The following is a 22,212-nucleotide window of genomic DNA, read 5'->3' as shown; positions in this document are numbered from 1 at the left end:
ACTGTAATCGGCGTCAGGGGGTAACGGTGATGACAGGTATAACTGAAGCAGCACCTGTCTCAGGAGGAGCGGTGACCCAGACCACGATGACCAGGACCAGCGCCCACCGACCCCGGCCCATCAGCTTCCTCGAACTGCACGAGTCGAATGGCTGGCGGCTGAAGTTCTACGGCATCGCCGCGACCGGCGAGCGTCCCCGGCCCGAGCTGGTGAAGACCGCCGAGCTGCTGGTCCCGACCGCGCTGCCGTACCCGGCGGCGCACAAGGGCGGTGAGGACCCGTACGACATCGACCGGTACGGTGTCGGCTTCGTCATCGTCCACGACGCCGCCGACTACGCCTTCGCGCTCTATGACTGGTGGGCCGGGGAGAACGAGATCCACCAGCGGATATTCTCGTCCCTGCCGAACCGGCTCGGCGCCATGCGGCCACACCCGACGCCCGCCATCGGCAGCGCGACGGAGCTGGCCGTCACCGACTTCGAGCGGCGCGCCTGGCTGCGGCACGTCCTCGCCCGCGAGGACGGCGCCGACATGGAGGCCTACCTGGCCGAGCACTTCGAGGGAGAGGTTTGACCAAGGTCTGGGGAGCCTGCCCACTGGACTGCCCGGACGGGTGCTCCTGGGTGGTCGACGTCGAGAACGGTGAAGCCGTGAGCATGCGCGGCAACCCGGCCCACCCGGTGACCCGCGGCGCGCTGTGCGTCAAGGTGAACCGCTACCTGGAGCAGACTCGGGCCACGGACCGGATCCTGCATCCGATGCGCCGCGTGGGCCGCAAGGGCGAGGGCCGGTTCGAGCGGATCAGCTGGGACGAGGCCCTCGACGAGATCGCCACGCGGCTGGACGAGGTCCGCCGGACGTACGGCGGGCAGGCGATCTGGCCGTTCCAGGGCACCGGATCCCTCGGTTACATCCAGGGTCTCGAGGGCTTCGCGGGCCGCCGGTTCTTCAACGTGCTCGGCGCGTCGATCCACGACCCGACGATCTGCTCCATCGCCGGCAGCAGGGGCCTGAAGTACACGCTGGGCACGGCCGGTGGCATGGACCCGGAGGACTTCGCCCGCTCGAAGCTGATCGTGCTGTGGGGCACCAACCCGCTGACCAGCGGCCACCACGTGTGGAAGTTCATCCAGGACGCCCGGCGCGACGGCGCGTACATCGTCGCGATCGACCCGGTGCGCACCCGCACGGCCGCGCAGGCCGACGAGCACCTGGCCCCGCTGCCCGGCACGGACGCGGCGCTGGCCCTCGGACTGATGCACGTGATCGTCCGGCTCGGCGCGCACGACCAGGAGTTCATCGACCGGTACACCTTGGGGTGGGAGGAGTTCCAGGCGCGGATCGAGGAGTTCCCGCCCGACCGCGTGGCGCGGATCACCGGCCTGCCGGAGGAGCGGATCGTCGCGCTCGCCGAGCGCATCGCCCGGACCCGGCCGACCGCGATCCGCGCGACGCAGGGCATGCAGCGGCACGCGGGCGGCGGCATGGCCCTGCGCACGCTCGCCTGCCTGCCGGGCGTGACCGGCGACTGGGCGCTACCCGGCGGCGGCCTGTGCTACTCGACCAGCGGGCATTTCAAGCTGAACCTGCCGGGCCTGGTCCGCATCGACCTGCTGCCGCACCCGGTGCGCACCCTGTCGATGACCCGGCTCGGCGAGGGCCTGCTCGACGTGACCGACCCGCCGGTCAAGGCGCTGTTCGTCTTCGGCGCGAACCCCGTGGGCAGCAACCCGCACCAGACCAAGGTGCGCCGAGGCCTGGCGCGCGAGGACCTGTTCACCGTCGTGCTCGAGCACTTCCCGACCGACACGACCGACTACGCCGACATCGTGCTGCCCGCGACGATGCAGACCGAGCACCTGGACGTCATCGCCGGGTACGGCCACCTGTACCTCGGATGGAACGAACCGGCGGTCGCGCCGCCCGGCGAGTGCCTGTCGACCTCGGAGACGTTCCGCCGCCTGGCGCGCCGGATGGGCCTGACCGAGCCGAGCCTGTACGACTCCGACGAGGAGCTGGCGCGGCAGCTCCTCGACTTCCCGCACCCGTCGCTCGCCGGGATCACGGTCGAGACGCTGCGGAAGACGGGGTTCGCCCGGCTGAACGTCGCGCGGCCGTTCCTGCCGTTCGCCGACGGGTTCCCCACGACGTCGGGGAAGCTGGAGTTCTACTCGGTGCGGGCGACCCGGGTGGGGCTCGACCCGCTGCCCGGATACACGCCGCACGCCGACCCCGGCGACGGGCTGGTCCTCATCTCGGCGGCGCAGCACAACTTCCTCAACACGACGTTCGGCAACAATCCGGAGCTGCGCCGGCGGGCCGGCGCGCCGACCGTCACCGTGCACCCGGACGACGCGGCGGCGCGCGGCATCGCCGACGGAACACCCATCCGGGTGTCGAACGCCCGAGGCTCGTTCGAGGCCGTCGCTCAGGTCTCGGACCGCGTACGGCCCGGGGTGGCGGCGACGTCGAAGGGGCACTGGGCGAAGTTCAACGGCGGCGCGACCGTCAACGCCACCGTCGACGAACGCGACTCCGACATGGGCGGCGGCGCCGTCTTCCACGACAACCGCGTCGAGATCGAGCCGCGTCAGCCCTGAGGCAGGGAGTACAGGCGGCAGGCGTTGTCGGCGCCGATCAGGCGCGCGATGCGTACGACGTCGGTCGGCGACCACTCGCCCGAGCGCTCGGTGAGCACCGCGCCCAGGCTCTGCCGGAAGAAGTGGGCGCCGAGGTGGCACAGTTCCGCGAGCCCGTAGCAGTCGGTGCTGAAGAGGATCTTGTGGAACGGCGCCAGTTCGAGGACCTCGGCGATCGCCCGTGCCGACGACGCGGCGGTGTAGGTGACCGTCAGCCCGATGTCGGCGTGCACGTGCGGGAAGACCGCGGCCAGGTAGGCGGCCTCCCGGAGGTAGGGGTAGCAGTGCAGGAGGACGATCGGCGCGGGCACGATCCGGATGAAGTCGGTGAGCAGCGCGGGATTCACCCGGTGCAGGGTCAGGTCGGTGTCGCCGAACCCGGTGTGGATCTGCAGCGGCAGCCCGCGGTCGCCGGCGATCTCGGCGCCGGTCCACAGGGCGTGCCGCAGCAGCACCGGGTCGGTGAGCCTCGCCGGCCCGGCGAGCCAGCGTGCGGCCGCCTCCGTGACATCGCGGGCGACGGGCGGACGCGGGTCGAACTCCAAGCCGATCCGGTAGGCGATGACCGACTTCAGGCCGACGGCCCGGTCCGCGCGGCGCATGAGCTCCTCGGTGAACTCGGCGGCGTACGCCGTCGCCGGCGGGCAGCGGCCGGCCACGTCCTCGGCCACCGACTCGATCCGTACGACCTCGTGCGCCCGCGCGCCGCCGAGCCGCCCCATCTCCTCCGGCGTCAGCAGGTCGTCGGCGGCCACGCCGGTGTCGACGCAGAAGTCGGCGATGCCGGCGGCGCGCAGCAGCAGCCGGTTCGCCTCTTCGGCCCCGAGCCGCCGTCGCCGGTCGAGGTAGGCCTCGGGCGCGGCGTACGGCTCGAGGCCGAGGACGGGCGCGCACCAACGCCGGACCGCCAGCCCGACCGGGCTGTCGAAGTGCGTGGTGCCGGCCGGCGACGGCCCGCCTTCGGTGATGAGCCGTTCGAACGCGGACCGGTCGAGGTCGTCACGGCGTACCCCATGGCAGTGCTGGTCGACGAGCGGCATCGCCAGTGCCTCGTCGAGCGCGTCGGCTGCCGTCACGCCTGATCAATGCCCCGCCCGACCGCCGCTCAAGCCCTGCCGTGGGGTCGCTCACCGTCCTTACCCGCCTCGTGGCCGGGCTGGTACCTCACCCGGCCACGACGCTCGCCGCGTCAGGTCGGCTTCGCGCCGAAGGGTCAGCGGGCCAGGCGCAGCAGGTTGGTGATGATCCGGTGTCCGGTCTCCCCGGTGGCGGTGAGGATGGACTCCGGGTGGAACTGCACCGCCCAGCGCCGGTTGGCCGGGTCCTCGATGGCCATGACGACGTCGCCGAGCATCGCGGTGGCCGCGAACCCACCGCGGACCTGATCGGCCTTCGCGTGCAGCGAGTGATACCGCGCGGCGGTGAACTCGGCCGGCAGCCCGGCGAACAGGTCGCCGCCGCCGACCGCGACCCGGCCCGGCTTGCCGTGCGCCGGCTCGGGCAGCAGGGCGAGCTCGCCGCCCGCGTGCTCGACCATGGCCTGCAGGCCGAGACAGACGCCGAACACCGGAATCTCCCGGACGTACACGGCGTCGAGCAGCTCGGCGGTGTCGAAGTCAGTCGGCCGCCCGGGGCCGGGCGACAGGACGACGAGGTCGGGCCGGATCTCGTCGAGCATCTTGTCGGGGAATCCGAACCGCAGCGTGGTGACGTTCGCGCCCTGCTGGCGGAAGTAGTCGGCGAGGGTGTTGACGAAGGAGTCCTGGTGGTCGACGAGCAGGACGGTCATCCCCTCGCCCACGCGAGCGCGCTCCGGAGTGCCGGCGGTGGTCTCGTCCTCGCCGGACGGGGACAGCGCCTCGAGCAGCGCCCGTGCCTTCAGGTACGTCTCGCGCTCCTCGGCGTCGGGGTCCGAGTCGTACAGGAGCGTCGCCCCGGCGCGTACGGCGGCGATCCCGTCGCGGATCTGCGCGGTGCGCAGCGTCAGGCCGGTGTTCATGGAGCCGTCGAAGCCGATGCAGCCGACCGCGCCGCCGTACCAGCGGCGAGGCGTCTCCTCGTGGTCCTCGATGAACTGCATCGCCCACGTCTTCGGCGCGCCGGTCACGGTGACCGCCCACATGTGGGTGAGGAACGCGTCGAGGGCGTCGTAGCCCGGGCGCAGCCGGCCCTCGATGTGGTCGACGGTGTGGATCAGCCGGGAGTACATCTCGATCTGCCGCCGGCCGATCACCTTCACGCTGCCGGGGACGCAGACGCGCGACTTGTCGTTGCGGTCGACGTCGGTGCACATGGTGAGCTCGGACTCGTCCTTGGCCGAGTTGAGCAGCTCACGGATGTTGTCGGCGTCCTCGAGGGGGTCGCCGCCGCGCCGGATCGTCCCGGAGATCGGGCAGGTCTCGACCCGGTCGCCCGTGACGCGCACGAACATCTCCGGGGAGGCGCCGACGAGGTACTCGCCCTCCCCCAGGTTGAAGAAGAACTCGTACGGGGCCGGGTTCGTGACCCGGAGCCGCTCGAAGAACGCCGCCGGGGAGTCGCACGGCCCGTACATCACGTGGCCGGGCACGACCTCGAACAGGTCGCCGCGGACGAACTTCTCCTTGGCCTCGCGCACCACCTCGGCGTAGGCGCCCGGCGTCGGCTGCGGCGGGAGTTCGGCGGCGCGGGGCACGGGAGTGGGTTCCGTCCCTCTCGGCAGGCCACGGGTGCTGACGCCGCTGATCTCGAACTCGTACGACATGCGGGCCGAGGTCTCGCGCTTGCGGTCCACCACGATCATCTCGTCGGCGAGGTGCAGGACGAGGTCACGCTGGTCGGCCGGGCGGTCGATGTTCAGCCGGATGGGCTCGAACTGGAAGGCGAGGTCGTAGCCGAAGGCGCCGTACAGGCCGAGATGCGGGTCCTCGCCGCGGAACAGGTCGGTGACGGCGCGCAGCGCGGTGAAGACGGTGGGCCGGCGGCTGCGCTCCTCCTCGGTGAAGACCTCGTCGGTGGACGGGACGAAGACCTCGACGCCGTCGGGGATGTCCACGGGCTCGCCGGTGGCGGCCACCGCCGCGGAGACGGCGGGCAGGAGTACGCGACCGCGGTCGTTCAGCGCGCGGATCGCGAGCCGGCGGCCGCGCGCGACGATCTCCAGGCACGGGTCGACGTAGGCCATGTGCCACCGGCTGTACCGGCCGGGGTACTCCATGCCCGAGCTCAGCACGCCGCCGCGGCGCTCCGCCACGGCCTGGACGAGCGCGTCGAGCGCGTCGCTCTTGCGCGCCGGGTCCACCGGCGTGTCGGTGCGTGTGACGTGTACGCCGCCGGCCGTCACATACTCCGTCGTCGTCTCCACGATCGGCCCCTCGATGTCGGGCCTCCTCCGGCGGAGAGCTGAGCACGACCGCCGGACGAAGGCGGTCGCTGCGGAATCAGAGAATGCGTAACCCGCGCCGCCTAGCGGCGCCACCACCACTGGGTCGGCTGGGTTCGCATAGGTCGAAGGCTACCCGGTCCAGGTCCGGGCGCGCCACCGGGGCGCGCGATCCGGGGACGCCACCGCCCACGATACGGGACGCCATCGCCCACGATCCGGGACACCCCTGAGACCTAACCGAGATCCGGCGCTGGTGAACTTTGTGTTACGAAATCCGATTACGGCTGCCCGGAATGTCCCCCGGACGGCCTTGTCACGTAATTAACGCACCAAGGAGGCCCCCCCTTGGCCGAGACCACCCCCAGGCCTCGCCGCGGCGATCGCAGCCCCTGGAACTGGCTGCTCGTCCTTCCGGTCGTCGTGCCGCTCCTGACCTTCATCTTCAACAAGGACAAGCCGCGCCTCGCCGGGTTCCCGTTCTTCTACTGGGCCCAGTTCGCGTTCATCGTCCTCGGCGTCGCGACGACGACCGTCGTGTACCTGATGACGCGGCGTCCGTCCGGGTCGAAGGAGGGCTGAGGCATGTCGAGCCGGCACCTCACCGAAGTCATCGTCTTCGGCATCCTGTTCGTCCTGGTCAGCGCGGTGGGCTTCGTCGCGGCCCGGTGGCGCCGCCCGGACACCATGCACACCCTCGACGAGTGGGGCCTGGGCGGCCGCAGCTTCGGCTCGTGGGTCACCTGGTTCCTCATCGGCGGTGACCTCTACACCGCCTACACCTTCGTCGCGGTGCCCGCGCTGGTCTTCGGCGCCGGCGCGGCCGGCTTCTACGCCGTGCCGTACACGGTGGTCGTCTACCCTCTGGTCTTCCTCGTGCTGATCCGCCTGTGGTCGGTGTCCCACGTGCACGGGTTCGTCACCCCCGCCGACTTCGTCCGTGCCCGTTTCGGCTCGCCGCTGCTCGCGCTGCTGATCGCCATCACCGGCATCGTCGCGACGATGCCGTACATCGCGCTGCAGCTCGTCGGCATCCAGGCGACCCTGAAGGCGATGGGCGTGACCGGCCACTGGCCGATCGTCATCGCGTTCGCGATCCTGGCGGCCTACACCTACCAGTCGGGGCTGCGGGCGCCCGCGCTGATCGCGTTCGTCAAGGACGCGCTGATCTACATCGTGATCATCGTGGCCGTGCTGTACATCCCGCACAAGCTCGGCGGCTGGGGCCACGTCTTCAACGCGGCGCAGGCGAAGTTCGACAAGACGCCCGCCCCGGCGGACGGCACCCTGCTGAACGCGAACAACCAGCTCAACTACGCGATGCTCGCGCTCGGTTCGGCGCTCGCGCTGTTCCTGTACCCGCACAGCGTCACCGGCGTGCTGGCCAGCAAGAACCGCAACGTCATCAAGCGGAACATGGCCGCGCTCCCGGCGTACAGCTTCGTGCTGGGCCTGATCGCGCTGCTCGGCTTCATGGCCATCGCGGCCGGCGTCAAGCCGCTCACCACCAACGGCAAGCCGGACAGCAACACGGTCGTCCCGCTGCTGTTCGACCACATGTTCCCGAGCTGGTTCGCCGGCGTGGCGTACGCGGCCGTCGGCATCGGCGCGCTCGTCCCCGCCGCGATCATGTCGATCGCGGCCGCCAACCTGTTCACCCGCAACATCTACCGGGAGTACTTCCGCCGGGACGCGAGCGAGGCCGAGGAGGCGAAGGTCAGCAAGCTGGTCTCGCTGGTGGTCAAGGTCGGCGCGGTCGCGTGCATCCTGCTGCTCGACCCGCAGTTCTCCATCGACCTGCAGCTGATCGGCGGCGTCATCATCCTGCAGACCCTCCCGGCGGTCGGCCTCGGCCTGATCACCCGGTGGTTCCACCGGGGCGGCCTCATGGCCGGCTGGGTCGCGGGCCTCGCGGCGGGCCTGTGGATGCTCTACCGCATCCCGAACCCGGCCACCCACAAGGTGCACTTCGGCGGCTCGGCGTACCCGCTGAGCGACCTCGGGTTCGACACCAAGGTGACGGTCTACGTCGGCATGCTGGCGCTGCTCGTCAACCTGGTCGTCGCCGTCGTCGCGACGCTCGTGCTCAAGGCGGTCAAGGCCGCGGACGGCGTCGACGCCACCCGTACCGACGACTACTACGCCGACGAGGGCGACCCCAAGGTCGCCTCGGGCACCCGCGAGATCGAAGCGGAACTCGCCTGACCTCTCCCGCACCGGCGCAGCGGCGGCCGTTCCCGACCAGGGGACGGCCGCCGCTCGCGTGAAGGGCCCGCCTCCGGCCCGGCGCCATGCCGGGCGCGGGCGTCTCGGAGAACGCTGCCACAGCGGCCCGCAACGCCCCGATCGCCCCCGTCAAGGGGGGGTGGGTACGTCCGGCGTTCACCGAGCCTCGTGCGCATCCCCTGCCGACCGGAGCCGATCCGCGCCGTCCGGTCGGGTGGGATCGAATCCCAGCGCCACCGTCGCCTTCTCACACAACTCCGTGAACATCGCGCGCTCGGCCGGCGTGAGCGCGGCCGCCACGGCCCGGGCGTTGTCCCGGCGGCCGTGCGCGATGCGAGCGAGGAACGTGCGTCCCTCGGCGGTGAGGAAGGTCGTCAGCTCGCGCCGGTCCGCACCGGCCGTCTCCTGGCCGACGAGTCCCAGGTCCTTGAGTATCCGGAGGGCCTTCGAGATCGTCTGCCGGGAGACGCCGAGGGCCGTGCTGAGGGCCGAGGGCATCATCGGGCCGCGGATGCGCAGCAGTTCGAGCACGTCGTACTGCTGCCAGGTGACCCCTTCCGGATTGGCCAGCGCCCGCCGGGCCACCAGGACGCACTGGAGGTGGGACAGGGCGTTCTCCAGCTCGTCGGGCTCACTGGAAGGCATCTCCGGTGGGACGCCGGACGCCGTCATGGAAACCCCCGGTTCTGATGACGAGAACGCCGGATCCGCGGCGCGGGTCAATCCTAAGACGCGCGGACCGGCGCTCACCCGCCCGGACCGGCGCTCGCTCTCGCGAACCGGCGCTCGCTCTCGCGGACGGGGCCGGCTCGCGGGCTGGGCCGGTCTCGTCGAATATAATTTCCGTTCGGAAACTATTATGGTGTCGGACCGACCGTACGGTCCCCTCCGGACCGCCGACTCTCGGGAGGAATCCATGACGGCCGGCCAGAGCGCTCATCCCGGTGACCTCATCGTTCTCGGCGGCGCGCGCCAGAACAACCTCAAAGGCGTGGACCTGCGCATCCCGAAGCACAAGCTGACCGTGTTCACCGGCGTCTCCGGTTCGGGGAAGTCGTCGGTCGTGTTCGGCACGATCGCCGTCGAGTCGCAGCGGCAGTTGAACGAGACGTTCCCCTGGTTCATCCGCAACCGGCTGCCGAGGTACGAGCGGCCGGAGGCCGAGGCCATCGAGAACCTGTCCGCGGCGGTCGTCATCGACCAGCGGCCCGTCGGCGGCAACGCGCGGTCGACGGTCGGCACGATGACCGAGATCAGCCCCATCCTCCGGGTGCTGTTCTCCCGCCACGGCCGCCCCAGCGCCGGGCACTCGCACGCGTACTCCTTCAACGATCCGCGCGGGATGTGCGAGGAGTGCGAGGGCCTGGGCACGACGGTGCGCCTGGACCTGAGCCGGCTGCTCGACGAGGACAAGAGCCTGAACGAGGGCGCGATCGGATTTCCGGCGTTCGCGCCCGGCACCTTCCTGTGGCAGCTGTACGCCGAGTCGGGCCTGTTCGACCCGGACCTGCCGATCCGGGAGTTCGGCGACGCCGACCGGGAGTTGCTGCTGTACGGCAGTGGGTTCACGGTGGACCGTTCGGGCCGCAACGGCGTCTACAAGAACGCGTACGAGGGAATCGCCCTCCGGTTCGACCGCCGCTATCTGAAGAACGGCCTGGACGGCCTCAAGGACAAAGAGCGGGCGGCGGTCGAACAGGTCGTCGTCAAGGGCCCGTGCCCGGTCTGCGGCGGAGCCCGGCTGAACCAGGCGGCGCTGGACTCCCGCATCGACGGGGACAACATCGCCGACTACGCCGCCCGGGAGATCAGCGAGCTGATCCCCCGGCTCACCCGGATCGAGGCGCCCACGGTCAAGTCCGTCGCCGAGGCCGCGGTGGCGGCGCTGCGCGGCATCGAGGCGGTCGGCCTGGGCTATCTGAGCCTGGCGCGGGAGACCTCGACCCTGTCCGGCGGCGAGGCACAGCGGCTCAAGGTGGTACGGCACCTGCGCAGCAGCCTGACCGACGTCACCTACATCTTCGACGAGCCGAGCGTCGGCCTGCACCCGCGCGACGTGCGCCGGATGACCGGCCTGCTGCGCGCGCTCCGCGACAAGGGGAACACCGTCCTGGTCGTCGAGCACGACCGGGCCGTGATCGAGAACGCCGACCACGTGATCGACATGGGTCCCGGAGCGGGCGGTGACGGAGGAGAGGTGATCTACGAGGGCGGCGTCGAGGGGCTGCGCCGGTCCGGGACCCCGACCGGCCGGAGCCTGCTGACGGTGCCCGGGCTGAAGGGGACGTACCGGACTCCGACCGGCACCCTGCCGATCCGGGACGCCGACCTGCACAACCTGCGGAACATCACGGTCGGCATTCCCACCGGGGTGCTGACCTGCGTGACCGGAGTGGCCGGCTCGGGGAAGAGCACGCTGATCTCGCGGGTCTTCACGGCGCAGCACCCGGAGGCCGTCGTGGTCGACCAGTCCGCCATCGGCGTCTCGACGCGCTCCACCCCCGCCACGTACCTCGACGTCATGGACGTCATCCGCCGGTCGTTCGCCCGGGCGTCGAAGACCGAACCCGGACTGTTCAGCTTCAACTCCACCGGCGCGTGCCCCGAGTGCCAGGGGCGGGGACAGATCGAGACGGACCTGGCCTTCCTGGATCCCGTGACGACCGTGTGCGAACGCTGCGCGGGCCGCAGGTTCAACGACGAGGCGCTGCGCCACACGTTCCACGGCAAGACGATCGCCGACGTCCTCGCGCTGACCGCCGACGAGGCGCACGCCTTCTTCGACGACGCGCGCATTCGCACACGGCTCTCCCTGCTCGGCGAGGTCGGACTGGGCTATCTCACTCTGGGACAGCCGCTGTCCACGCTGTCCGGCGGCGAACGGCAACGGCTCAAGCTCGCCCACCGGCTGCGGAACAGCGGTGTGATCTACGTCTTCGACGAACCCACCACCGGACTGCACATGGCGGACACCCGCCGGCTGCTCGAGCTGTTCGACCGCCTGGTGGACGGCGGCAACACCGTCATCGTGATCGAGCACGACCTGGACGTCGTGAAGTACGCCGACTGGGTCATCGACCTCGGCCCGGAGGCGGGCCGCCACGGCGGTCGCGTCGTCTACGAGGGCACGCCGGACGGCCTGCTCACCGTCGAGGAGTCGCACACGGGCCGGTGCCTCGCCGAGGACCTCCGTCAGGCCGGGTACTCGGCGTCCGGATGACGGTCGGCTCCGTACGGTGCCGACCTGCGGGTACCCCGGTGAGCCGAGGCGGCCGACAGCAGCCTTGGGAGCCCCGCAGCGGGGTCAGCGGCCGGTTCGGATGCGGACGACGGCCGGCAGGTCCGGGGTCTCCATGGCCTGGCGGAGCCGCCGAAGCGCCGGATGGATGAGGTCCTTGGCGCCGGCCGGATCGGCGTCCGGTTCCAGGGTCATGGTAAGGGAGAGGCGCGGGCGGGCCGGGGTCCCGGCGAGCGTCACGGCCGCGCTCCGCACGTCGGGGCTGTCGAGAAGGTCGCTCGTGAACGCGTCGCCGACCACACGGGCGGGCAGGGTCGTGACCCCCTCCCGGCGGTCGCTCTCGAGCCGGACCGTCCGCAGGGCGCCGGTGGGAGCCTGGGTGATGAGCCAGTACAGCGCGGCCACTCCGATCACGACGGCGACGGCGGCGAGCGCGGCCCAGAACCAGACATGGCCGTCGACGAAGGAGCGGGTGGCCCGGTCGGTGATCGGGGTGCGCTCGGCTCCGAGCACACCGGGGTAGAGGCCGAGGCCGCGCAGGAAAGCCGTGGTGCCGCCCAGAAGCAGGATGAGCCCGATGACCGCCAGGCCGATCCGGTTCCGGCGTGCGGTGCGGTGCGGCATGGGTCAGTCCTCTCGGTGCCGGACGGTGACACGCACGCGCGGCTGATGCAGCGGTGCGAGGTCCCGGAGCCGTCCGGTGACGGCGTGCTCCACCTGCTCGGTCAGTCCGCGAGGATCGCGGAGCGGGCTGGTCGCGTGGATCCGGACCCGGTGGCCCCGGACCGTGACGCGGGCGCGGGTGACGCCGTCGACGCTCCGGGCGACCTGTGCGAGCTGCCGCCGGAGCCCCGCCACCGTGATCCCCAGGACCACGGCCGGGTCGTCGAAGGCCAACGCGATGCTCCGCGGGCGTCCGGGCCACAGCGCGAGCAGGAACAGCAGGAGGCCGAGCGCCGCGAGCACGGCCGCCACGGCCAGTGTGAGGGGATCGGCCCAGCGTGTGTCGCGGCCGAGCCGCGCCAGGTACGACACCGGCAGCACGTTGCCCGCGCGGTGCGACAGCAGGGCCGTGATCACCTCCATCGCGATGAGGATGGCGGCGGCGGCCAGCGCGGCGGCCGTCACGATGGCCGGGATGGCACGGCGAGGCCGGAACGCGCGCCGGCGCTCGCGGCGAGACATCGTCGCGGGCGGCCGGCCCTGCTCCGAGGCGGTCACAGCGGCCGCCCGCCGGCTCGCTCGGGCGGCGTCAGCCCGGCGATGTCGATGTCGACCTGGCGTACCCGTAGGCCGGTCAGCTCGCCGACGCGGGCCATGACATGGGCACGCAGACTCCGTGTGACCTGCCGCAGCGGCGCCGGGTAGACGACGAAGATCCGCATCCGCAGCATCGCCAGCCCCCCGTCGACGCGGGCCCTCACTCGCGGCCCGGCGGTCGCCGGACCGCCGCCGAACGGCAGGCCCCGAGGCCGTCCGGCGGGCCTGTGGACGCCATCGACCTCGGTCAGCGCGCGGGTCGCTATCTTCTCCACCACCCGGGCGGCGATCGTGGTACGGCCGCGGGTCTCCCCCGCCGCTTCGCGCTCTTCGGGCACCGCCGCCGGCGCGGAGCTCATGGGTGCCTCCGGCCACCGAGCAGTTCACGCAGGTTCAGATCGCCGACGAGCGCTCGTCCGGCCAGCAGCCCGACCACTCCGAGCACCAGCACGATCAAGAACGCACTGACGCCGCCGAAGGCGCCGGCGAATCCCAACGCGGTTCCGAACCCGAGACCTACCACCGGCCACCAGCGCAGTTCGTCCATATCGTGCACCCCCCGTATTCCTCACGCCAGGTGCCGTTTCGCCCGGCGCCGGCGCCTCGGCCAGCAGACGAGCAGCCGCAGCCCGCGCCGGGAGCGGAACACCGTCACGTTCCCCGCTTCTCCGGAACGTGCGCGCCAGCGTTCGATGCCGGCGGCGAACTGCTCCGGATCGCCGCCCACATCCGGGTGATGCGCCCGCACCCAGACGCTGAAGTCGTGCCGGTCCGCTCTCACTTTCGCCGCCCGGGAATCTCGATGTCCTCGATGGCCACATCGACCCGCCACTCCGGTACCACGCTCCGCGCGGCTCGGCGGACCTCGGCGGCGACCTCGGCCAGCGGCCGGCCGTAGACCGCCACGACCGCGACGCGCACCTCCCCCTCTCCGACGGCCACGCCCTGGACGGAGCGACCGGGCAGGTAGGTGGCGACCGGGCCCTCGGCGAGACGCGCGACCGACGCACAGGCCGTCACGGTCTCCCTGATCCGGTCGGCCAGCCTCCCGGCCTCGACGGCGTCGCCGGAGATCGTCACTGGACCCGTGGCTCGGCCGGCTCGGCTTCTTCGTCCGGGAGATGAACGTCGCCGACGGTGATGTTGACCTCGGTGACCTCCAGCCCGCACATCTTCTCGACGGCGTTGATGACGTTACGCCGCACCCCGTTGGCGAGGTCGGGGATGGAGACCCCGTACTCAACGATCATCCCCAGGTCGATCGCCGTCTGCCGTTCGCCCACCTCGACCACGACGCCCTGGGTGACGCTCGGGCCGCCGGCCCTGGGGAGGCGTTCACGGACGGCTCCGACCGCGCGGGACAGCCCCGAGCCCATCGCGTACACCCCGGGCACCTCACGGGTCGCCATGCCGGCGACCTTGGCGACGACCGCGTCCGCGATCGACGTCTTGCCGTGCTCGCCGACCAGTTCACCGCTCGTACGGGCGGTGACCGCGCCACCTCGTGACTCGGAGACCGTCGAGGTCGTCTTCGCACTCTCGGCTGCGCTCATGTTGGCCCCCTTCGCCGCGAGACGCGTTCACCGGCCACACCTGTCTCCGCGGTATCCCCTGAGAGGCTCGAGGCGGTCAGGCCGTTCCGCGGCTCTGTCCCGCACCGGGTCGTCGTCCGCGCCTCAGGCGGGCGGCGACGCTCGCCCCGTTCGCCAGGACCCGACGTTCGCGCGGCCGTCCACTCCGTGGAACACCGCCGTGCGGGTTCGCGCCGCGAGTCGCGGCATCGCCGACGGATCCGTCGCTCTTCGTGATGCCCCTGTCAGGGCTCGCCCTACCCGGGCCGATGGTGGACAAACCGCCCGGGCCGCCATGCCCCCAGAGCCGGTCAGCGGCGGGTGGCCTCGGGGAGGCCGTCGAGGAGGAGGTCGACGATGCCGTCGGTCACCGTCTCGCGTGGCACGTCGGGGTGGTCCAGCCACCACTCCCCCGCCGCCTGGACCATGCCGACGGTGGCATGGCTCCAGATGTGCACGCGGACCGGGTCAGGCAGCAGACCCTCCCGGAGGAGGATGTCGGCGATCTCGCCGCCGAGACCGCGGATGACCGTGCCCATCGCGCTGTGCGTGGCGGTGTCCTCGGCGCTGGCCCGGTGTACGAGGAAGCGGTACAGGTGCCGGTTGGCGGCGATGGCCGCGAGGTAGGTGTCGATCGCCGCCCGCGACCGGGTACGGATGTCGCCGGGGCGCAGGAAGGCCGCCCGGACGTTGTCCATGAGCGCCCGCGTGTGCCGTTCGGCGAGGGCCTGGTAGAGACCGGACTTGTCGCCGAAGTGCCGGTAGAGAATGGGCTTGCTGATGCCCGCCTCGGACGCGATCGCTGCCATGGACGCCTCCGGGCCCTCCCGGAGGATGATCCGGTCGGCGGCCTCGAGCAGGGCCCGGCGGCGGCGCGGATCCCGGCCCGCCCGCCCGACCGAGGCGCCGTCCGGCCGCCGACTCGAAACCGCGTCCGCTCGCCCGTTCGACGCCGTATCCACTCGCCCGCTCGACGCCGCGCCCGGCCGTGCGTTCGGTGCCGCGTACGGACGGCGCGGGGACGCGTTTCCCGTCGCCGGCGTGGCCTCCTCGGGTGGGTCGTCGTCGCCGCGTGAAGCGGTCTCCTCGTCTCGTCCGCCGTCGATCACAGCCCGAGCCTAGTCCCGGGCCCGCTGACCGACTTTGGTCAGAGGTTCTGACCCCGATCTTCATGGCCGAAGGAGGACCGACTCGTTGCGCCAGGAAAAATAAACAGGTTAGTTTCCTGTTCGTGTTAGTTCCCTGGCCGCGTGACGGTCCGTGACCACTCCTTTCGCCCCGCTGCGCCTCTTCCATGCCCAGCCATCGGGCGACGATGGCCCCACCGACCTCCCAGGAGAGCGGCACCTTTCACCATGAGCACTCCGATCAGATCGACAGCGCTCCGCCTGTTGGCGGCGACGGCGCTGACCTCGTCCTTCGTCCTGACCACGGCTCCCGCGCACGCGGTGACCAGCGCCTGTCACCCGCACGGGCGGGACCTGTCCGTCACCTTCCAGCCGATCGACCACACGGTCACCGACGCGCAGTACTACCTCGCCCGTCTCACACTGGCCAACGGGGGCGGCCGGTGTTCCCTCGACGGCGACTGGGCGCTGTACTTCAACTCCGTACGCCAGCCGGCCGCCGTCCTGTCCGGCGCGGCCGGCGACACCGGGCGGGCGCAACTGGCCGCCCAAGGGCTGACCGTCGCCCGGGCCGACAAGGCGCAGAGCGGCGACCTGTACGTCCTGAAGCCCACGAGCGGGTTCGCCCCGCTCAATCCGGGCGAGCGCCGCCAGATCGACATGAACTTCGAGCTCTGGGCGATCCAGAAGACCGACGCGCCCGCGGCCTGGAGCATCTCCTTCGACGGCGGTCCCGCCGAGTGGGTGCCCGCCAAGGCGCTGCTCGATCCGGCGGATCCGAAGCAGACCAAGGCGTTCTCCGGCGACAACCGGCCCGTCGAGACCGCGGCGACGCGGTTCGCCGACAACACCGCGCAGCGGGCGAACCTCACCCTGCAGCAGCGGCTCGTCCCGCAGCCCCTGTCGGCCACCGCCGGCCAGGGCACGGTGACGATCGACGGACGGACCGCGATCCGCCACCCGGCCGGGCTGTCCGGCGAGGCGGGTTACCTGCGGTCGGCGCTCGGCGACGTCGTCCAGGGCGGCGGCGGCAAGGGCGGGACCGTCATCCGGCTGTCGGTGGACCCGAAGCTGGACGTCGACCACGACGGCAAGGCGGACGCCGAGGGCTACACCCTGCGTTCGACCGCCCGCGGTGTGGACATCGTCGGCAAGGACGCGGCCGGCGTGCTGTACGGCGTGCAGACGCTGCGTCAGCTCATCCCCGTATCGGCGTACGAGGCGGCGGCCCGCGGCGCCCGGCAGTCGAAGATCGCCGTACCGCAGGCGACGATCGCCGACGCTCCGCTGTTCGGGTACCGCGGGATGGGCATCGACGTCGCGCGGCACTTCGAGACCAAGCAGACGATCGAGAAGTTCCTCGATCTGATGTCGTACCTGAAGTTGAACCGGCTGCACTTCCACCTCACCGACGACGAGGGCTGGCGGCTGCAGATCCCCGGACTCCCCGAGCTGACCGACTTCGGCGCGCACCGCGGCCTGGACCTCGCGCAGAACAAGCAACTGCACCAGGCCATGGGGTCGGGCAACGACCTCGGCGGCGGCGACGGCGTCACGGACAAGGCCCGCGACGCGACCGAGGCCAACCTGGGACGCAAGCCCGCCTACCAGGGGTTCGAGCAGGACACCGTGAACTTCGTCGGTAAGGGCAGCGGCTACTACACGACCGCGGACTTCACCGAGATCCTGAAGTACGCGAGCCGGCGGCACATCCAGGTCGTCCCGGAGTTCGACTTCCCGGCGCACGCGCGAGCCGCGGTGCAGTCGATGGAGCACCGCTACCAGCAGACCGGCGACGCGACGTACCGGCTGCTGGACCCGAAGGACACCTCGCACCACGTCAGCGTCCAGGGGTACACCGACAACCTCGCCAACCCGTGCCTGCCGAGCACCTACGCGTTCCTCGGCAAGGTCGTGACCGAGGTCAAGAAGCTGTACGCCGAAGCCGGGGCGCCGCTGAACACCCTGAACCTGGGGGGTGACGAGCCGCCGGGACCAGACCGCTGGCAGGGCTCACCCGCGTGCAAGAGCAACCCGGAGACCGCCGGCAAGGACGACGCCGCGCTGATGAACTACTTCTTCACGAAGTGGAACCAGATCGCGCTGACGGCCGCGCCGACGACCGCCGGGTGGGAGGACGTCATCCGCGACGATCCGCGGACGCTGAACCTCGATCACTTCATCGCGCTGCCCTGGCAGAACGTCTGGGGCTGGGGCCGGGAGGACTGGGCGTACCACTTCGCCAACACCGGCCGGCAGGTGATCCTGGCGCACGCCACCAACCTGTACATGGACCTGGCCTACAACAAGGACCCGGACGAGCCCGGCTACTACTGGGCCAACTACGTGGACGAGAAGAGCACGTTCACGTACCAGCCGTACGACGTGTACGCGAGCGCGACCCAGGACCGGTGGGGCAACCCGATCACGGCGAACCCGAGCTGGGAGAAGCTCACGCCCGAGGGCCGCAAGAACATCCTCGGGATGGAGGCCCAGCTCTTCGCCGAGAACGGCAAGGCGGAGGGGATCCGGGAGTACCAGGCGTTCCCCAAGCTCCTCGGCGTGGCCGAGCGGGCCTGGAACCGCAACACGCCGAACACCGCTCAGATGCCGGCAGCGTGGAACGTCTTCTCGAACACGCTCGGGCAGGTCACCTTCCCGCTGCTGTCCTTCTACAAGCCGGTCGGGCTGCCCGGCGTCGGTGTGAACTACCGCGTCCCACTGCCGGGCGGGCAGGTGCGGAACGGGACGCTCACCGCCAACGTCCGTGACCCGGGAATGGCGCTGGAGTACTCCGCCGACGGCGTCTCCTGGAAGCCGTACGCCGGCCCGGTGAAGGCCGGACCGACCGTGCTGCTGCGCACCCGCGCCGTCGACGGGCGTACGAGCCGGATCTCGCCGGTCGGCCTGACGGTGTGGAAGACCGGCACCGCCTACCCGGCGGGCGCGCTGGTGGACCACCAGGGTGAGATCTACCGGGCGAAGCGCCGCAACACGTCGGCCGCCCCGGACACGTCCCCCGCCTCCTGGGCGCTGGTCCAGTAAGGCGGTTCGACGAGATCGGCGGGCGGCCGGGCGAACCAACGTCCCCGGCCGCCCGTCTCACTCTCCGGCGGCCCGACCACGGCATTGTCAGGATCGACGTGGCCTATGCTGTGGCGCGGTGCCGCGTGGGGGCTCTCTCCCGAAGTCGGCCGGCGGGTTGCGCACCCGGCTCCGTCCGGGTCCGGTCCCCGCCCACGCCGTGCCGCTTTCCCCTGGAGGGTTCCCCGGATGACCACACCTCGACTGCCGCGTACCCGTGCTCTCAAAAGGTGCCTGGCGGCCGTCGCGGCCGTGGTCGCGATCTGGGTGACGACCCTCGGCGCGGGACGCGTCAACATGTACGCCAAGCCGGGAGCGCTGCCGGCCCTGTCGGTGTCGACCCTCGCCGTCCGCTACAAGGCGAACCGTCGCGCGATGGGGGCCGCGCTGCAGACGGCGCGGCGGATCCAGGACTTCGCGATGGTCCGGTCGCTGAGCCGCCTCATGGTGCCCGGCCGGCGGTTCCTGTTCTTCGACGCGCGCGGCACCGGCCGTGCCGTCGAGGTCCTGGGCGACCTCGCCCACGCCCGGCGGGTGGCGATCCTGGTGCCGGGCGCCGACACGACCGTGACGACGTTCGACGACCGCGGGCACCGGCCGTTCGCCACGCCCGGCGGCGGGGCGCGGGCGCTGCTGGACGAGGCCCGCGGAATCGAGCCGGGTACGGACCTGGCGGTGGTCGCCTGGCTGGGCTACAGCCCGCCCAAGGTGACGAGTCCTGGGGTGATCACCGACTTCCGCGCCGACACCGGGGCGGCCCGGCTGCGCCGGTTCGTGACCGACGTCCACCGCCTGAACCCCTCGGCCGACACCACCCTGCTCTGCCACAGCTACGGATCGGTCGTGTGCGGGGAGGCGGTCCGGGGACTGCCCGTGAGCGACGTGGCGGCGTTCGGGAGCCCGGGGATGTCGGCGTCCAGCGCGGCCGGCCTGGGCACGCGGGCGCGCGTGTGGGCGGCGCGCGGCACCGCCGACTGGATCGGGCTCGTGCCGCACGTGCGGATGTTCGGCCTGGGCTTCGGCACCGACCCGGTGTCGCCGACGTTCGGCGCGCGGGTCTTCGCCGCCGGGTCCGCGGGCCACGGCGACTACCTGAAGCCGGGCTCCGTGTCACTGCGCAATCTCGCGCTGATCGCGCTGGGCCGCGCCCCTCAGGTCACCTTCGCCGGGTGAAACAGCAGGTCGCCCGACATGCCACCTGTCGGCCCTGACCGTACCGGTTTCTGGAAATAGTTAACAAATCTGACAGTCGTTTCGTCAGGTGTCAACGACTTAATCGGTCACGAAAACTGGCCGATTTCGGCTCCTCCTCAAACGGGGATTCCGGTGCTTGAGTTAGTCGAGCCTCCGTCCCCCCTTTCAGGAGAGTCGATGAAACTCCCCCGCCTCGTCGTCTCCGCAACATGCGCGGTCACCCTCTCGGCCGCCACTGTGGTCGCCGCCGCCGCCTCCGCCTCGGCCGCGACGGTCAACTACGTGGCGCTCGGCGACTCGTACTCGTCGGGCACCGGCACGGGCTCGTACGACCTGGACAGCGCCTGCCAGCGCAGCAGCAGGGCCTACCCCGCCAAGTGGGCCGCCGCGCACTCCCCCGCCTCGTTCACGTTCGCGGCCTGCTCCGGCGCCAAGACCGGCGACGTGCTCAACAACCAGCTCAGTGCGCTCAGCTCGAGCACCTCGCTGGTGAGCATCACGATCGGCGGTAACGACGCCGGATTCAGCAGCGTGATGCAGACCTGCGTCCTGAGCTCCGACTCGTCCTGCGTGAGCGCGGTGAACACCGCGAAGAACTTCGCCGACACGCAGCTGCCGGGCCTGCTCGGCAACGTCTACTCCGCGATCAAGTCGAAGGCGCCGAACGCGCGCGTCGTCGTGCTCGACTACCCGCACCTGTACATCACCAACGACTCCGGGTGCATCGGGATGAGCCACACCAAGCACGTCGCCCTGAACAGCGCCGCCGACGAACTCGACACGGTGACCAGCCAGGCCGCCACCAAGGCCGGGTTCACCTTCGCCGACGTACGCGGTCAGTTCTCCGGGCACGAGCTCTGCTCGGGCGACGGCTGGCTCAACTCGGTCACCATCCCGATCGGCAGCTCGTACCACCCGACGGCGACCGGACACGCGAGCGGCTACCTGCCGGTCTTCAGCGGCAAGACCGCGCTCGCCGCGGCTTCGAAGAGCTGAGGTCCACCGACGTAGCCTGAGCGGCCGGGCCGCCCGCACGCCGGGCGCCCGGCCGCACTACGATCTCCGCAGCGCCGGGATCCGCTCGGTGCCGGAGCGACTGCGATGGATTATCACGAACGGCTGCCGCCAGAAGTGGCTGAACTCTTCCCCGACGGCGCCGCCGGACGGACACTCTCCGTGACGATTCCGTCCGGATACGTGGTCTGGCCCGATCCGGGCTACCCCCAGCATCAGCCGCCTAAGCGGCCCGCCTTCTGGATCAGCGACGACCCGGCCCCGTGCGCGCTGTGGCCCCGGCTCCGGGCCGAACACCACGCGTCCGGCCTGTGGCCGGTGATGCTCGAGGACACCACCCAGCCGTGGTCCACCGGTCAGATCGCCCCCGAGCCGGTCGACGAGATCGACAACTATGACGCGGCCGCCTTCATGGCCGAGGTGTGGGCCGAGTGGGAGGAACCCGCCGCGGACATCGCCCCCTTCGGCCGCTACTCGCCCGGCCTCGCTCCGCCGGGTGAGCGTCGCGAGGATCCCGACGCCCTCGCCGGCCGGTGCGTGGAGGTCCTCTCCGGGCGTCCCCTGGGGCTGGTGCCCGTGGCCCGCGGCGCCGACGCGCTCACCGTGATGGGCTGGCAGGGCGCCCGTCACCACAACCCCTGGACCGCGCCGCTGTCCGCGGTGGTGCGCAGCTGGGAGGACCGGTTCGGGGCGCGTGTCATCGGGATCGGGTTCAACACGCTGGAGCTGAGCGTCGCCGCGCCACCGACCACCTTCCGGCACGCGCTGCACGTCGCCGCCGAGCACTGGACGTTCTGCCCGGAGATCATCCTGCAGGGACCGGGAACCCTGGAGGGTCACGCGGAGCAGATCTGCGACAGCACGATCTGGTCCTTCTGGTGGGAGTGACACGCGCGCCGGTCTGCGTGGTTGTCACTTCGTTGAAGGTGCAACAACATGGTGGGCAGTGTTCCGGATGACCGGAAGGGCGATCCGGAGCGCGGCCTTCATCATGCCCTTCGACGACAGGCTGGAGACCCATGTCCGGACTGAGTGACGACGCCAAGGAACTGCTGCGCCGGCCGTACCACGCGTGGGTGACGGCCGTCCGCCCCGACGGCTCCCTGCACGGAACCGTCGTCTGGGTCGACGTGGACGGGGACGACGTCATCTTCAACACCGCGGTCGGACGGGCGAAGGAGCGCTACCTCCGCCAGGACCCCCGTGTCTCGATCAGCGTGCTCGACCCGAACGACGCCTTCCACGCCGTCAGCGTCTCCGGGACGGCGCGGTTCGAGGAGGACGGCGCGGACGAGGTCATCGACCGTCTCGCCAAGAAGTACCTCGGCGTCGACAGCTATCCCTACCGCCAGGCCGGCGAGCAGCGGATCACCGTCCGAATCCCCGCCGAGCACGTCATCTACTCCGCCGGAGGCTGACCGCGCGGACCATTTCGTGGAATGGCGGGGGGGGGCCCCCGAAGGGGCGCGGCCCCCGGCCCTACCACCGAGGGCGGG

At 71.2% G+C, this 22,212-nt stretch carries 21 protein-coding genes; 10 read left to right on the top strand and 11 right to left on the bottom strand.

All coding sequences use genetic code 11. The features are described 5' to 3' along the window. The first annotated feature begins 71 nt into the window (after nt 1-71). Nucleotides 72-575 carry a hypothetical protein gene (locus AB0L00_RS37940; RefSeq protein ID WP_364442293.1) on the top strand — a complete coding sequence of 168 codons (504 nt, stop codon included), beginning with the start codon at nt 72-74 and terminating at the stop codon, nt 573-575. Next, nucleotides 572-2,602, top strand: coding sequence for a molybdopterin oxidoreductase family protein (locus AB0L00_RS37935; protein WP_364442292.1), 2,031 nt, complete (start codon nt 572-574; stop codon nt 2,600-2,602). The genes AB0L00_RS37940 and AB0L00_RS37935 overlap by 4 nt, the downstream gene beginning before the upstream one ends. On the opposite strand, the gene AB0L00_RS37930 is transcribed toward AB0L00_RS37935, so the two are convergent. Both AB0L00_RS37930 and AB0L00_RS37925 read right to left on the bottom strand, forming a co-directional pair. After that, nucleotides 2,593-3,717: an amidohydrolase family protein gene (locus AB0L00_RS37930; RefSeq protein ID WP_364442291.1), complete on the bottom strand. Its 1,125-nt coding sequence runs from the start codon at nt 3,715-3,717 to the stop codon at nt 2,593-2,595. The two genes, AB0L00_RS37935 and AB0L00_RS37930, sit on opposite strands and share 10 nt — an antisense overlap. A 137-nt stretch (nt 3,718-3,854) precedes the next feature. Next, on the bottom strand, nt 3,855-5,984 hold the full coding sequence (locus AB0L00_RS37925) for an anthranilate synthase component I (RefSeq protein ID WP_364442289.1): 2,130 nt from the start codon (nt 5,982-5,984) through the stop codon (nt 3,855-3,857). Between the two features lie 366 nt (nt 5,985-6,350). On the opposite strand from AB0L00_RS37925, the gene AB0L00_RS37920 reads away from it, so the two are divergent. Together AB0L00_RS37920 and mctP are read left to right on the top strand one after the other, a co-directional pair. Then, complete coding sequence (locus tag AB0L00_RS37920) at nt 6,351-6,584, top strand: DUF3311 domain-containing protein (RefSeq protein ID WP_364442288.1); 234 nt, start codon at nt 6,351-6,353, stop codon at nt 6,582-6,584. Nucleotides 6,585-6,587: 3 nt separating this feature from the next. Then, nucleotides 6,588-8,207 (top strand): monocarboxylate uptake permease MctP, encoded by a 1,620-nt coding sequence (gene mctP / locus AB0L00_RS37915; protein ID WP_364442287.1) that lies wholly within the window; start codon nt 6,588-6,590, stop codon nt 8,205-8,207. Between the two features lie 177 nt (nt 8,208-8,384). On the opposite strand, the gene AB0L00_RS37910 is transcribed toward mctP, so the two are convergent. After that, on the bottom strand, nt 8,385-8,900 hold the full coding sequence (locus AB0L00_RS37910) for a MarR family transcriptional regulator (protein ID WP_364442285.1): 516 nt from the start codon (nt 8,898-8,900) through the stop codon (nt 8,385-8,387). 244 nt (nt 8,901-9,144) lie between these two features. Between AB0L00_RS37910 and AB0L00_RS37905 the strand changes: the two genes are divergently transcribed. After that, on the top strand, nt 9,145-11,448 hold the full coding sequence (locus tag AB0L00_RS37905; RefSeq protein ID WP_364442283.1) for an excinuclease ABC subunit UvrA: 2,304 nt from the start codon (nt 9,145-9,147) through the stop codon (nt 11,446-11,448). A gap of 84 nt (nt 11,449-11,532) precedes the next feature. On the opposite strand, the gene AB0L00_RS37900 is transcribed toward AB0L00_RS37905, so the two are convergent. From AB0L00_RS37900 to AB0L00_RS37865, 8 genes are all read right to left on the bottom strand, one after another. Then, entirely contained in the window at nt 11,533-12,090 is a 558-nt protein-coding gene (locus AB0L00_RS37900; protein ID WP_364442282.1) for a hypothetical protein, read from the bottom strand. A 3-nt stretch (nt 12,091-12,093) separates the two neighbouring features. Beyond that, complete coding sequence (locus AB0L00_RS37895; protein WP_364442280.1) at nt 12,094-12,687, bottom strand: DUF6286 domain-containing protein; 594 nt, start codon at nt 12,685-12,687, stop codon at nt 12,094-12,096. Beyond that, nucleotides 12,684-13,085 (bottom strand): Asp23/Gls24 family envelope stress response protein, encoded by a 402-nt coding sequence (locus AB0L00_RS37890; RefSeq protein WP_364442279.1) that lies wholly within the window; start codon nt 13,083-13,085, stop codon nt 12,684-12,686. The genes AB0L00_RS37895 and AB0L00_RS37890 overlap by 4 nt, the downstream gene beginning before the upstream one ends. Then, nucleotides 13,082-13,273: a hypothetical protein gene (locus AB0L00_RS37885; protein WP_364442278.1), complete on the bottom strand. Its 192-nt coding sequence runs from the start codon at nt 13,271-13,273 to the stop codon at nt 13,082-13,084. The genes AB0L00_RS37890 and AB0L00_RS37885 overlap by 4 nt, the downstream gene beginning before the upstream one ends. Before the next feature lie 21 nt (nt 13,274-13,294). Continuing rightward, nucleotides 13,295-13,507: a hypothetical protein gene (locus AB0L00_RS37880; protein WP_364442277.1), complete on the bottom strand. Its 213-nt coding sequence runs from the start codon at nt 13,505-13,507 to the stop codon at nt 13,295-13,297. Continuing rightward, entirely contained in the window at nt 13,504-13,806 is a 303-nt protein-coding gene (locus tag AB0L00_RS37875; protein ID WP_364442276.1) for a hypothetical protein, read from the bottom strand. The genes AB0L00_RS37880 and AB0L00_RS37875 overlap by 4 nt, the downstream gene beginning before the upstream one ends. Continuing rightward, complete coding sequence (locus AB0L00_RS37870) at nt 13,803-14,279, bottom strand: Asp23/Gls24 family envelope stress response protein (RefSeq protein WP_364442275.1); 477 nt, start codon at nt 14,277-14,279, stop codon at nt 13,803-13,805. The genes AB0L00_RS37875 and AB0L00_RS37870 overlap by 4 nt, the downstream gene beginning before the upstream one ends. 329 nt (nt 14,280-14,608) lie before the next feature. Further along, nucleotides 14,609-15,406: a TetR/AcrR family transcriptional regulator gene (locus tag AB0L00_RS37865; RefSeq protein WP_364442274.1), complete on the bottom strand. Its 798-nt coding sequence runs from the start codon at nt 15,404-15,406 to the stop codon at nt 14,609-14,611. A 246-nt stretch (nt 15,407-15,652) separates the two neighbouring features. On the opposite strand from AB0L00_RS37865, the gene AB0L00_RS37860 reads away from it, so the two are divergent. The 5 genes from AB0L00_RS37860 (at nt 15,653) to AB0L00_RS37840 (ending at nt 22,134) form a co-directional block, all read left to right on the top strand. Then, nucleotides 15,653-18,469: a family 20 glycosylhydrolase gene (locus AB0L00_RS37860; RefSeq protein ID WP_364442273.1), complete on the top strand. Its 2,817-nt coding sequence runs from the start codon at nt 15,653-15,655 to the stop codon at nt 18,467-18,469. A gap of 228 nt (nt 18,470-18,697) precedes the next feature. Further along, entirely contained in the window at nt 18,698-19,681 is a 984-nt protein-coding gene (locus tag AB0L00_RS37855) for an alpha/beta hydrolase (protein WP_364442272.1), read from the top strand. A 198-nt stretch (nt 19,682-19,879) separates the two neighbouring features. Then, nucleotides 19,880-20,698, top strand: a complete 819-nt coding sequence (locus AB0L00_RS37850; protein WP_364442271.1) for an SGNH/GDSL hydrolase family protein — start codon at nt 19,880-19,882, stop codon at nt 20,696-20,698. A 180-nt stretch (nt 20,699-20,878) separates the two neighbouring features. Beyond that, nucleotides 20,879-21,604, top strand: coding sequence for a DUF4253 domain-containing protein (locus tag AB0L00_RS37845; RefSeq protein WP_364442269.1), 726 nt, complete (start codon nt 20,879-20,881; stop codon nt 21,602-21,604). Nucleotides 21,605-21,735: 131 nt separating this feature from the next. Further along, nucleotides 21,736-22,134 (top strand): TIGR03618 family F420-dependent PPOX class oxidoreductase, encoded by a 399-nt coding sequence (locus tag AB0L00_RS37840; protein WP_364442267.1) that lies wholly within the window; start codon nt 21,736-21,738, stop codon nt 22,132-22,134. Nucleotides 22,135-22,212: the final 78 nt, after the last annotated feature.

Origin of the sequence: Actinoallomurus sp. NPDC052308, assembly GCF_040679195.1 — a bacterium.
GTDB lineage: Bacteria > Actinomycetota > Actinomycetes > Streptosporangiales > Streptosporangiaceae > Actinoallomurus > Actinoallomurus liliacearum.
This window is presented reverse-complemented; position numbering and strand designations above follow the sequence as displayed.